The sequence below is a fragment of the Nonomuraea cavernae genome, assembly GCF_014646355.1.
Lineage (GTDB): Bacteria > Actinomycetota > Actinomycetes > Streptosporangiales > Streptosporangiaceae > Nonomuraea > Nonomuraea cavernae.
In genome coordinates this window covers 54832-67346 of the sequence record NZ_BMNH01000035.1, presented here as the reverse complement: position 1 = coordinate 67346, position 12515 = coordinate 54832, and the positions used below count along the sequence as shown (strand labels likewise).

Annotated in this window: 9 protein-coding genes; 8 read left to right on the top strand and 1 reads right to left on the bottom strand. The window is 70.5% G+C overall.

Annotated features, from left to right (window positions below; translation table 11 throughout):
- Positions 1-182: 182 nt before the first annotated feature.
- Together IEY82_RS34590 and IEY82_RS34585 are read left to right on the top strand one after the other, a co-directional pair.
- A complete protein-coding gene (locus IEY82_RS34590) occupies positions 183-578 on the top strand; it encodes a hypothetical protein (RefSeq protein ID WP_189128487.1) in 396 nt (131 codons plus the stop codon).
- Between the two features lie 53 nt (positions 579-631).
- On the top strand, positions 632-1912 hold the full coding sequence (locus IEY82_RS34585; protein ID WP_189128486.1) for a WXG100 family type VII secretion target: 1281 nt from the start codon (positions 632-634) through the stop codon (positions 1910-1912).
- A gap of 57 nt (positions 1913-1969) precedes the next feature.
- Here IEY82_RS34585 and IEY82_RS34580 read toward each other — a convergent pair whose 3' ends face one another.
- Positions 1970-7201 (bottom strand): FtsK/SpoIIIE domain-containing protein, encoded by a 5232-nt coding sequence (locus IEY82_RS34580; protein ID WP_225264105.1) that lies wholly within the window; start codon positions 7199-7201, stop codon positions 1970-1972.
- 638 nt (positions 7202-7839) lie between these two features.
- Here IEY82_RS34580 and IEY82_RS34575 point away from each other — a divergent pair.
- From IEY82_RS34575 to IEY82_RS34550, 6 genes are read left to right on the top strand one after another with little or no spacing between them, the layout of a single operon-like run.
- Positions 7840-8517: a hypothetical protein gene (locus IEY82_RS34575; protein WP_189128485.1), complete on the top strand. Its 678-nt coding sequence runs from the start codon at positions 7840-7842 to the stop codon at positions 8515-8517.
- Complete coding sequence (locus tag IEY82_RS34570) at positions 8480-9235, top strand: CpaE/TadZ family protein (RefSeq protein ID WP_225264107.1); 756 nt, start codon at positions 8480-8482, stop codon at positions 9233-9235. The genes IEY82_RS34575 and IEY82_RS34570 overlap by 38 nt, the downstream gene beginning before the upstream one ends.
- A complete protein-coding gene (locus IEY82_RS34565; RefSeq protein ID WP_225264108.1) occupies positions 9232-10527 on the top strand; it encodes a TadA family conjugal transfer-associated ATPase in 1296 nt (431 codons plus the stop codon). Before IEY82_RS34570 ends, IEY82_RS34565 begins: the two co-directional genes overlap by 4 nt.
- Positions 10527-11369, top strand: a complete 843-nt coding sequence (locus IEY82_RS34560; RefSeq protein ID WP_189128484.1) for a type II secretion system F family protein — start codon at positions 10527-10529, stop codon at positions 11367-11369. The genes IEY82_RS34565 and IEY82_RS34560 overlap by 1 nt, the downstream gene beginning before the upstream one ends.
- Positions 11362-12285 carry a type II secretion system F family protein gene (locus IEY82_RS34555; RefSeq protein WP_189128483.1) on the top strand — a complete coding sequence of 308 codons (924 nt, stop codon included), beginning with the start codon at positions 11362-11364 and terminating at the stop codon, positions 12283-12285. The genes IEY82_RS34560 and IEY82_RS34555 overlap by 8 nt, the downstream gene beginning before the upstream one ends.
- On the top strand, positions 12282-12503 hold the full coding sequence (locus IEY82_RS34550) for a Flp family type IVb pilin (RefSeq protein WP_189128482.1): 222 nt from the start codon (positions 12282-12284) through the stop codon (positions 12501-12503). The genes IEY82_RS34555 and IEY82_RS34550 overlap by 4 nt, the downstream gene beginning before the upstream one ends.
- The last annotated feature ends 12 nt before the right edge of the window (positions 12504-12515 follow it).

The window sequence follows — 12515 nt, the reverse complement described above, 5'->3', positions numbered from 1 at the left end:
CACGGCCTACCGGTCACCGCACCGCTCGGGCCTTGGCGGCCCTCCCGCGCTGTCGTTTCCTCCCGGGCGTAAACGCCCGGGGTTCCACGCCAGATCACGCTGAATCCGCTGGGAGCTATGTCCTTTTTCTGTACGACGTGGCCTTTGGGCTACTAGGCTCTTGATCGAACTGGAGGTGTGCTATGGCGGATCCGGACGAACGGCTTGGCTTGCCTGGCCTCAATCCCGGCAAGGACTGGCCCGGGCTCGATCCCGACAGGGATGGGATCACGTTCAGCCCTGACAAGTTGAAGAAGATCGCCAAGGACCTTGAGCAAGAGCTTGATCGGCTCGCCGGGGGGATGCCTGGCTCTCTGTCGCATATGTCGGAGGCGACGCGGGTGCCCTACGCCGGCACAGACGACTGGGAGGCCGGGGAGACCCTGCACAAGAGCCTGAAGCAGGGCAACGAGCACTTCACGGAGATCTACAGGGGGATCGTCGACGACTATCGCACGGCCATCGCGCTGATCTACGCCGGGGCCAACGATTACGAGGCGGTTGAAAGGCTTGCGAGTAATGGGGGGATTCCCGGATGAGGGAGTACCAGGTCAGAGCGGAGGGGGACTTCGCCGTCCACGGTGAGCAACCTGTGGACAAGGTCAAGAGAATCTTGGATTCGGTCGATCCGCGGGCCATCGAGAAGGCTGGTGACGCCTATCTCAACGCCTCTTCCACGCTGGAGGTGGCGAGGCGGGCCGTCGAAGACGCAGGCAAGGCGATGGCAGACGTCTGGGGCGGCAAGGCATCGGTCAAGGCGCAGCAGGCGTTGCGAAGCGTGCATGGTGCGCTCGAAGCGCTCGGCGACAATGCCAACCGTATGGGGCGTCCCCTCCAATCGCTCGGCAAGACCGTCATCCCCTCCTTCAAGGACTCCGGTGGGTTCAACTGGGACGACGGGTTCAGTCATAATGACTCGATTTATGGCCTGTTCTTCGAGGACGGCGGGGTGAGCATATCCACGGATAACAAAAAGGCGACCGAGCACCTGAAAGAGCTCAACAAAGCGCTGGGCACCTGGCACGATCTGCTGCCCGCCTCCTTGACCGAAGACCTGCCCAAGCTCACTTGGCCCACCCCAGATCAGAACAATCACCAGGCTCCCAAGTACCCCACGGTTGACCTTCCTGACAGAGGTAATCCGAACTACTCCCCTGATCCCAATGGGAACCTCCCTCAGGACAACGGGCCCACGACCGGTCCCAAGAACGGTAACAACCCGAACATCACGGATCCGAACGCCACAGACCCGAACGCCGTGGATCCGAACGCGACGGATCCGAACGCCACAGACCCGAACGCCGTGGATCCGAACGCGACGGACCCGAACGTTACGGATCCGAACATCACGGACCCGAACGCCAACGGGCCAGGAAACGGCGACGTGAACGGGAACATCCCGGGCATCGATCAGCCGGGGACCAATCCCTCCTTGAACCCCGGCGGTCTCAACGGCGTCACGAATCCCAACGGCACCGACCCACGGTCGACCGGCCTGTCCGACTACCAGCCGCCGAAGCTGGACACCCCGCCGTTCTCCACCACGGGCCCCAACGCCTCGACCTCGCCCACCACGCTTCTGCCCGCAGGCAACCCCTCGGCGACGGTCCCGGGCGTGGGGACGGTCCCAGGCACAGGCCCCGGCACGAACATTGGCACGAACGTTCCTGTGAACACGAACGGCGCCAACCTTCTCCGCGCCGGAGGTAATACGACCGGCATGCCCGGCATGGGGATGCCCTTCATGCCCATGGGCGGCATGGGCGCGGGCGGCGGCGAGGAACGCACGAGCGAGACGTCCACCTGGCTCGTGGAGGACGACGACGTGTGGGGCGGCCCCGCCAAGGACGTCGTCGACGACACCATTCGCTGACAGGCATTCGGCGCTGGCCCCCTCCACCGCTCACGCGATGGCGGGGGCTCGCTTTCTTCAGGCGCCGGCATCCGGAAGGGCGGCCTGCACCGGCACAGTCGCGCCCGCGATGACAAGGAGACCGCGTCCGGGGGGCCCGCCGACGGTGCCGCGCGGCAGCCGGATGGTGAAGAGGTCTCCGTCGGAAGGACTCTGCACCGACAGCAGTAAGCCCGTCCGAGCCTTACGCGTCTCAGCCGTGAAGCCCCGGAAGGAGGTGGCCAGGTCACCTGTGGTCCCGGCGATGATCAGCCCGTGCTCGCCGTCCCTTCCCGATCGGAGCACCTCGTCCAGCGCCATCCCGAGCGGTGAGTCGGGGTTGACGAGCTCGGCGTCGTCCACCAGCACCACATAGCGCTCCAGCCCGGCGACCAACTCCGGGAGCTTGTCGCTGCTGCCGTCCAGCACGGCGAGAGTCCCCTCCAGGGTCCGCAACAGGCTCCGTCTGGGAGTCACGGCGATGACGGGCGTGCCGGACGAGATCAGCGAGCTCGCGGCCGTGAGCAGCGTTGAGGAGCGTCCCGAGCGCGCGGGCCCGGCGATCACCGCGCCTGGCCCTTGGGCGAGCAGGTCGATCCCCTGGGGCGTCAGCGCGTCGCCTCCCGCGCCGATCAGCGCCCAGAGGGGAGAGGGAGGCTGGAAACCGGGCACGAGGTCGAACGTCTGGCTCGCGGTGATCCGCACCGGCAGCGCGTCCACCCGCAGCGGCCGCTCTCCTTCCGAGTGCCGGGAGCCGGCGGTGAGGGTACGGGACAGAGACTGCAGGGCCGCCACCTGGGCGGGCCCCGAGGGATCGCTGGAGAGCAGCGCGATCTGGTGCTCCACGATGCCGTGCTCCCCCAACGACAGGGCGCGGCCGGGTGGGATGGACGACGGGAGCCCCTTGATGGGCAGCCCGGCCAGGCCGTAGTCGGATGGATCCGCCAGGCGCAGGATCAGCCGGTCGTCGAACACCGTGGACACCTGGCCCATCAGGCTCGAACGGTCGCCGGTGACGACCGCGCGCAACCCGACCGCCGGCCCCTCCCGCAGCAACTGCAGCAACGCCTCGGGCAGCCGGCCGTAGTCGTAGCCCTCGAACGCGGCGACGAACCCCTCCCAGCGGTCGAGCATGAACACCAGCCAGGGCAGGCGATGCCCGGCCTGACGGTATTCGGCCAGCGAGGCGTGGCCGGCCTCGGCCAGCAACTGCTGGCGGCGACCCACCTCGGCCCGCAACCTGGAGAGAAGCCGTTCGACGCGATCGAGCTGGTCGCGGGTCACGACGGCGCCGCAGTGCGGCATCGCCACGAGAGGCAGCAGCGCGCCCGAGCCGCAGTCGATCGCGTGGATGTGCACGTCGGCGGGAGCGGCCTGGGCGGCGATCGCGCCCGCGATCGTGCGCAGCGCCGTGGACCTTCCGCTGCGTGCCGCGCCGGCGATGAGAAGGTGACCGCCGTGGCTCAGGTCCAGCGCGAGCGGACGCCGGTCCTGCGCCCACGGCCGGTCCGTGACCCCGAACACCAGCGGCCGCACCTCGCCGAACGTTCCCTGACCGGTGAAGGTGCCAGCGCCGAATCCCTTCGAGCCTCGCGTGGGCCACGCGTCCGGCCCGAGCCAGCCAGGCCCCGTGAGCGACCCCGGTTTCGTGAGCGACCCTGGCGTCGATCCGGCCTGTGCCCCGTTCTCCCCGAACACCTCGTCGAGGACGAACCGCGTGGGGAGCGGCTCCAGCCACGGACTCGGCTGCTGCCGTACGCCGGTCAGCCGGGTGGCTTCGATGACCGCGTCGGCCAGGATCGACAGGTCGGTGACCGCCGACTCCTCCGTGGGCTCAGCCGGCGCGGGCAGCGCCCGGCCCAGCGACCGCCAGTCGACCTCGACCACCCGCACCGGCCCGCTGTCCTCGACGCCTCCCCCGATCCCGATCACGCCACCCGGCCTCCCCACTCCGGGAAGGCTCCCCGCGTCATGACCACCCTCCGGCGGATGCGATGCCGGGCGGAGAGGGGGCGGAGCCGCGTGGAGCCCGGTGACGGGTCGCCGGCCAGGAGCGCCGTCCCGGTAGGGGGACAGCCTCCTGGGACCACTCCCAGAGGGGCTGTCTCCGGAAAGGCTCGGGCCACTCCCAGAGAAACTGCCTTCGGAGAGGCCGCCTCTGGCCGCTCCGCTTCCTGGAACGTCGCTCCTGAGAGGTCCTCTCCTGATGCCGCCCGAGGAACCGCTGCCCGAGGAACCGCCGCCCGAGGAACCGCTGCTGGAGGCGTCGCCCACGGAGGAACCACCTGTGGAGAAGCCACCTGTGGAGAAGCCACCCCCCGACGGGCCGCTTCCGGTTGAGGGGCGGGGGCGGGGCGCGGAGGCGGGCAGGGGGCTTCGACCTCCCACTCGGGCCGTCTGGACGGCCGTCGCGGCGCCCACGCCGGACTTCACGTAGCAGCGGCCCGGCGTCGACTTGGAGATGTGGGCCGCGTCCGGCAGGTCGATCACGTCCGTCGACTCCATGGGCTCGGTGACCCGGAGCGCGATCCGCAGCGAGGTGTTGGCCTGGATGTCGGCCGTCACCACACCGGCCGGTCGCTGGGTGGCCAGGATGAGGTGGATGCCCAACGAGCGGCCACGGCGGGCGATGTCGACGAGTCCGGCCACGAAGTCGGGCAACTCGGCCACCAGCGCCGCGAACTCGTCGATGATCAGCACCAGCCGCGGCAGCGGGTCACCGGTGTAGTCGTCGATGTCCTTGGCGCCGGCCGCCAGAAGCAGACGCTCGCGGCGGCGGACCTCGGCGGCGAGGGAGTCGAGGGCCCGCTGGGTCAGGTGGCCGTCGAGGTCGCTGACCATGCCGACCGTGTGCGGCAGTCGTACGCACTCCTTGAACGCGGCGCCGCCCTTGTAGTCGATCAGCACGAACGTCAGCTGGTCGGGGCGGTTGGCCACCGCGAGCGAGCAGATCAGGGTCTGCAGCAGCTCGGACTTGCCCGCTCCGGTGGTGCCGGCGATCAGCCCGTGCGGACCGTCGAGGCCGAGGTCGACCGAGAAGCGGCCGTCCGGGCCGACACCGATCACGGCCTTGGTCGAGCCCCGGTCGTGCCAGCGGGCGGCGATCTCCTGGCCGGAGGGGGAGCGCAGGCCCAGCAGGTCGAGCAGGCGGACCGCGCCGGGCAGGTTGCCCGAGGGGTCGTCGCGGCTCACGTCGCGGATCGGCGCGAGCGCCCTGGCCAGCCGGTCGCACCACGACGGTGAGACGAGATCGCCCAGCACCGGGCCGATGACGTCGAGCCCGCCGCCTCGCAGCTGGACGAGCCCGTCGGCCCCGCACGCCGCGACCGTCGCGCACTCCTCGGGCAGCAGCCGCTGGTCGTCGTCGAGAGCCAGGGTGAAGACGCCCGTGCGCGGGCCCTGACGCAGCACCTGCGGCATGCCGGGCAGTCCGCGCAGGACCTGGGCGCCGTCGAGCACGACCAGCACGTCGTAGGGGCGCTCGTCGAAGGTGGCGAAGGCGGGCGCCTCGGGACCGCCGAGGTCGTCCCACCCGGTGGGAATCTTGCCCAGCTCGGGGATCGAGGTGTTCTGGCGCTCGTCGATCAGGGAGGCCAGCTCGGCGACGCGGCGCGCGGCGGAATCGGGGTCGGTGCCGATCAGTGCCACGCAGTCCTCGCCGCCGCGCGGCGCGCAGTGCGGCAGCCAGCGCACCCAGCCCCAGCGGCGCTCACCGTCGGGATGCGCCGACAGGACCACGATGGCGAGGTCACGTGGGCTGTGCAGGGTCGCGGCCTGCCCGATCAGCCAACCGGCCAGGCCGACGGCGGCGTCGCGCGGGCCGGTGACGCCGGCCACGCCGAGCCTGCGCATGGCCAGCGCCACGGGCACGGCGCGGCAGACCGGCGGGTCGAGGGGGCCGCCGGTCTGCTCCTCGGTGAGCTCCAGGCCGGCGGGCAGGTCGGCCAGACCGACCCTGAGCCGGAGCGAGTCGGGGTCGTGGATGCGCCGCTCCCACAACCGCCTGCGCGGCCCCGTGGCGGTGAGCAGCACCTGGGCGGGGTCGGGCGCGTCGGCCCTGCGCTCCAGCTCGTCCTGAGCCCTGGTTCGCTCGACGGCTGTCTCGTAGGCCTCCAGCCGCTCCTTGAACTCCTTGGCCGCCTTCCGATGCTGCTTTCTGCCATGACGGCGATCGCTCCACCACTGCCCGATCATGATCACTGGGGTCATCAGGGCGAAGAGCAGGAAATACCACTGACCCAGCACGTAGGAGAGCGTCACGCCCACCACCGCGGGCAGGAACGCGGCCAGCAGTTGCAGCCGCATCCCCTCGGCTCGCCGCGGCTCCTGCGGCTTCTTGAACGCCCGTTGTCCCTCGGTGCGGCGCAGCCGGGGCGGCCGGTTGTAGGCCACGCCCCCCTCGGGGCGAGGCGCGAGGTGGGCGTCCTGCGGCTCGATCGCGGTCAGGGTGAACACGGATGACCCGCAGGTCAGCACCGCGTGCTCGGGCCAGTCAACCGCCTCGGTGAGCGGCCGCGCGTCCAGCTCGGGGCTCTGCCAGATGTCGGGAGACAGCTCGGCCGCCTCCCGCTCCGCGACCCGCGCGGTGAGCTCGGCGACCTCCTCGGCCCACCGGCCCTTGAGCCGCAGCCGCGGGGCCTGCTCAGGCGGCGCCCGCCGCGCGGGCTCCGCGGTGATCGCGTCAGGGGTGACGCGGAGGGTGACCGCCTCGGGCGCCAGCATCGGGTCCGCCACGGCGATCGCGCACATGGGATCGGACCCGATGACGTGCACCCCGAGCCCCAGGCGGTGCACCGCGCCGGCGGCGGGGCCGCCCACGACCCGCACCTCGGCCACCCCGCCCGGCTCCTCGATGATCGTGGACCTCGCCAGGCGGGGATCGAGCGTGACCTTGTCGCCGTCACGCAGCACCGCCGTGGCCGGGGCCCTGGGGTCAAGAGGCCGCCCGTTGCGCCACAGTGTCGTGCCCCAGCCCGGCTCACCGACATGCTCGCCCCAGTCTGGCCGGCGTGGTGCGCCCGCTTGCCCGGGCCCGCGTGGAGACCGCTCCTCCCACCCGGGCGCCGACCGGCGGGAGTCGGGCATGGAAGCCGCGCGGCCGGGATCCGACATGCCGTAGGGCGCCCGCGCCTGGGGCAGCCGGACGACCTTGGCGAGCAGCTCCTGACCGCCGAGCGCCTCGCTCACCCCGGCGACCGTGGCGCCGTCGTCGCCGTCGATCACGACATCACGGTCGCCCTGCTCGCCGAGCACGGTGAGCATGATCCGCATGGGCCGTCTCCTCGGTCGGAACTCGGCGCCAAGGTAGCGCCCGAAGCGACGTTAAGCCCGCTGGTTGACGGCAACGGCATGGAATCCGCAAGTTGTGGATAACTGGCCCGCCACCGAAAAGTCTGTGGAAAAGCTCGCGGTCGCCGGTCATACATGCTATTTGCCGCATTCGACCGCAGGTAGACCCCTTCGAAAGGCTTCTCCGGGTGCGTGACGCGGGTAAGTCCGGCTCGCCCCTCATGCGAGGACGAAAGCCCTCGATGAGGCGGACCGAAAAGCGGCGGGCGTGTGTCAGGGTCGTCGGCGATGGCGAGTAGGGTCACCATCGCCACAGGCCAGAGGTCAGATGGCGGCAGTCGAGAAACCAAATGGCAGGGTTCGGGGCAAACGATCAAAAGGCTCCTGAGCCCGTAAATCCCGAAACATCAGTGAACAGTGCTGCACATGTTAAAGATGTGACTCATAGCTGTAGAAAGTATGCGCGTCAACTCGCTAGAAAAAACTGGCATGGATTTCGTCGAGTTGACACCGCCCTACCTGCGAAACGAGCATGGTTCCTCGCGTTCCAGCCCCGCCTCACCGCGCGGTTGCACATAATGGCGTGAATTCGACATTTCACAAATGGGAGCCCCCGACCCATGAGGACCAGCGAAAAGCCTGCCGTCAACCCTGCCGTCAACACGGCGGGGTTGTCCGGCCCGGCCTCGCGCAAGCTCCCCGTCCCACCCCGCGAGCGGAAGCCTGCCCTGGCGGCCCTCGCGGTGCTCCTCATCCTGGGCGGGGCGCTGGCCACGACACTGCTCGTGATGCGCAGCGGAGACCGGATCTCCGCGATCAGGATCACCGAGCAGGTCGGCGCGGGCCAGCCGTTCACCGAGCAGTCGATCGAAGAGGTGCAGATCGCCGACACCGGCATCGACTACGTCAGCTGGTCCGAGCGGCAGAAGGTGCTCGACAGCTTCGCCGCGGTCACCATCCTGCCCGGCACCCTGTTCATCGACGACATGGGCGTCACGGCCAGCCAGGAGCTGGGCCCCGGTAAGGCCAAGGTGGGTCTCGCGCTCAAGCCCGGCCAGGCGCCGGCCGGCCTCGTCAAGGGAGACCGGGTGCAGATCGTGCACGTGCCGGGCCGTTCCAGCCAGACCGAGAGCCGGGTGCTCGCCCAGAGCGCCCTCGTGGTCAGCGTCGGAGCGCCGGGCAGGACCGGCGGCAGCGGGCAGATCACCGTGATCGTCGACTCGACGGCGTCACCGGAGATCGTCAGATACGCCTCCAGCGGTGAGATCGCGGTGGCCGTGCTGCCCGGGGCTCGCTGAGGTGGCCCTGATCGTGCTGGCCGCCGACAAGGGCGCGCCAGGGGTGACCACCGCCGCGACGGCCCTGGCGGCCGTCTGGCCGAGGCCCGTGCTGCTCGCCGAGTGCGACCCCGCGGGCGGCGACATCGCCTACCGGCTGCCCAGCGCCGACGGCGGCGTGCTCAACCCGGGCAAGGGCCTGCTCACCCTGGCGGCGACGGCGCGCCGCGGGCTGGAGCCCGCGCAGATTCACGAGCACACACAGAAGATCGTGGGCGGGCTCGACGTGCTGGCCGGGCTCACCCATGGCGAGCAGGCGGCCGGGCTGACCTGGCTGTGGGGTCCGCTCGGCCGCTCGCTCGCCGCCGTGCCGCACGCCGACGTGATCGCCGACTGCGGCCGCCTCGGCGCCCACCCCCAGCTCGGCGACCTGCTGGCCGAGGCCGAAAAGGTCGTGCTGCTCACCAGAGCCACCCTCGACCACGTCGCGCACCTGCGCGAACGCCTCTCGATCACGAAGGCTCACGGCGTCGTCGTGATCGCCGACCCGCGCAACTACCGCTCCTCGATCGACGACGTACGCCGCATCGTGGGCTCGACCGTCGGATTCGTGTACGGCCTGGCCCACGATCCCAAGGGGGCCGAGCTGCTGCGCGGCCAGTGGGGCGGACGGCTCGACCGCTCGCTGCTCATCCGTACGGCACGCGATCTCGCAGGACGGCTGGTGAGCCACCCGTGATCGACCACTCCCTCGTGAAGCGTTTCCGCCAGGAGGTCGGCGACCGCCTGGCCCACCAGCGCCGGCTCGACCAGGCCAACGGCCTGGCCGCGATGACCGGCGAGGACGAGCGGCAGTTCGCCAGGGCGCTGATCTCCCAGGTGCTGGAGGAGCACGCGCGCAACGAGATCGGCCTGGGCCGCACCCCGCCCACGGTCGAGGAGGAAGAGGCGCTGGCGGCCGGCATCCACGCCGCGCTGTTCGGCGTGGGCCGTCTCCAGCCGCTGCTCGACGACCCCGACGTCGAGAACATCGACATCAACGGCTGCGACAAGGTCTTCGTCGGTTACGCCGACGGCCAGGAGCTCGCGCACGACCCGGTCGCCGAGTCCGACGAGGAGCTGATCGAGCTGATCCAGATCCTGGCGGCCTACTCGGGCCTGTCGAGCAGGCCGTTCGACACCGCCAACCCGCAGCTCGACCTGAGACTGCCCGACGGCTCGCGGCTGAGCGCCGTCATGGACGTCACGCTCAGGCCGGCCGTGTCGATCCGCCGCGCCCGCCTCGGCAAGGTGTTCCTGTCCGACCTGGTGGGCAACGGCACACTGAGCCCGGAGATCGGCCGGTTCCTGACGGCCGCGGTCGCCGCCCGCAAAAACCTCATGATCGCGGGCTCCACCAACGCCGGCAAGACGACCCTGCTGCGAGCCCTGGCCAACGAGATCCCGGCCGGAGAGCGGCTGATCACGGTCGAACGCGCGCTTGAGCTCGGTCTCGACCAGTTCCCCGAGCTTCACCCCAACGTGGTCGCCTTCGAACAGCGGCTGCCCAACTCCGAGGGCCAGGGCGAGATCACCATGGCCGAGCTGGTCAGACGCTCCCTCCGGATGAACCCCAGCCGCGTCATCGTCGGCGAGGTGCTCGGCGACGAGATCGTCACCATGCTCAACGCGATGACGCAGGGCAACGACGGCTCCCTGTCCACCATCCACGCCAACTCCAGCATGGAGGTGTTCAACCGCATCTCCACCTACGCCCTGCAGGCCAACGAGCGCCTCCCCATCGACGCCACCCACATGCTCATCGCCGGCGCCATCGACTTCGTGGTCTTCGTCGAGAAACGCAACGACTACGACCGCGGCGGCACCCTGCGCCGCTACGTCTCCAGCATCCGCGAGGTCAACGGCTGTGACGGCCGGGTCCTGTCGAGCGAGGTGTTCGCTCCGGGCCCCGACGGTTCCGCCCTGCCCCACGCCCCCGTCTCCTGCCTGCAGGAGCTCGCCGCCCACGGCTACCACCCGGGAGGCTGGTGATGATCCCTCTCGACCCGCTGGCGCTGTTCGCCGGCGCCGCCGTCGGCGGCGGCGTCTTCCTGCTCGTCCTCTCCCTGTACGGCCTGCGCCCCAAGCCGTCGCAGCCCGAGCGCCACCTGGTCAGGATGCTGACCACGCGCGGCGCGATCGCCGCGGTCGTGGCCGTCGTCGTCCTGGCGGTCACCCGCTGGCCGGTGGTCGCCGTGGGATCGGTGCTGCTGGTGTTCGCCTGGCGCGGTCTGTCGGGCGGCGCGGCCGAGGAGCGCGCGGCGATGCGCAGACTCGAAGGACTGGCCGCCTGGACCGAGTCGCTGCGGGACACGATCGCCGGCGCGGCCGGGCTCGAACAGGCCATCCCGTCGTCGATCAGGGCGGCCGCGCCCATGCTGAGACCCCACCTGCGGGCGATGGTCGACCGGCTGCACACCAGGATGGCGTTGCCCGACGCGCTGGCGTTGTTCGCCGACGAGCTCGACGACCCGTCGGCCGACCTGGTGGTGGCCGCGCTGATCCTCAACTCCAAGCTGCGCGGCCCGGGTCTGCGCGACGTGCTGGGCGCGCTGGCGGTGTCGGCGCGCGAGGAGCTCGACATGCGCCGCCGCGTCGAGGCCGAACGCCGCGCCACGAGGCGCAGCGTGCAGATCGTGGTGATCACCGCACTGGTCTTCGCCGGCCTGCTCGTCGTGTTCAACCCGTCCTACGTCGGCGAATACACCGGCCTGCTCGGCCAGGCGGTGCTCGCCGTCGTGGCCGGGCTGTTCGGCGCCGGGTTCGCCTGGATGCGGCGGCTCGCCCGGTTCGACAAGCCCACACGTCTGCTGGTCGGAGGCGGCAATGGTTGAAGGAGTACTGGCCGGCGGCGCGCTCGGGTTCGGCCTGTTCCTGCTGCTGCGCGCGATCTTCCCGGCCCAGCCAGGCCTGGTGGCGCGGTTGCTGGCGATCGAGGCGGTGCGCGAGGACGCGGGCGCGCCCCGCATCCAGCTCGTGCTGCCCGACGAGGAGGTCAGCGCCTTCCGCCGGGGTCTCGGCGTCAGACTGGCCCGCGTCTACCACGCCCGCGGCTGGGAGGCCCGCTCGGTCAAGGCCGACCTGGCCCTGGTCGGCCGGTCGTTCGAGGGTTTCCTGGCCACCAAAGTGCTGCTCGCCGCGGCCGGGCTGCTGGCCTTCCCCGTGCTGCTCGGCTGGCTGGTGCTGATGGAGTGGGGCACGTCGCTCGCGATCCCGTTCTGGGCCGCCGTGCTCGCCGCCCTGTTCTTCTTCTTCCTGCCCGACGTACAGGTCAAGCGCGACGCCGCGGCGCGGCGGCGTGACTTCAGGCACGTGGTCGGCGCGTTCCTCGACCTGGTCTCCATGAACCTCGCGGGCGGCCGGGGCGTTCCCGAGGCGCTGATGATGGCGGTCTCGGTCAGCGGCGACCAGCCCAACTGGGCGATGGCCCGCATCCGCGACGCGCTCAGCGGGGCCCGGATCGTCGGCATCACCCCGTGGCAGGCGCTCGGCCAGCTCGGCGAGGAGATCAACGTCGACGAGCTGCGCGACCTGTCGGCCGCGCTCGGCCTGGTCGCCGACGACGGCGCGAAGGTCCGGGCCTCGCTGACGGCCAGAGCGGCCACCCTGCGCCGACGCGAGCTCGCGGAGATCGAGGGCCGGGCCGGCGAACGCTCCCAGTCGATGCTCGTGGCACAGCTCCTGCTCTGCGCGGGTTTCGTGATTTTTCTCAGTTTTCCAGCCGCTATGAAGATGTTGGGGTCCTCATGAACCATCCCTGGATCATCTACCTGCGGGCCTACCTCGGTGTCCGCGTCCATCGCGCCCGCACGGCGCCCAGCCGGGGGGCCTCCGCTGTCGAATGGGTGATCATCACCGCCATCATCGCCGGCGTCGCGCTCGGCCTCGCCACGCTGATCAAGACGCTCGTGGAGCAGAGGCAGAACGACATCCAGAACTCCTTCGGTGGCGGCAGCGGGGACACGTGATCTCGTCCCTGC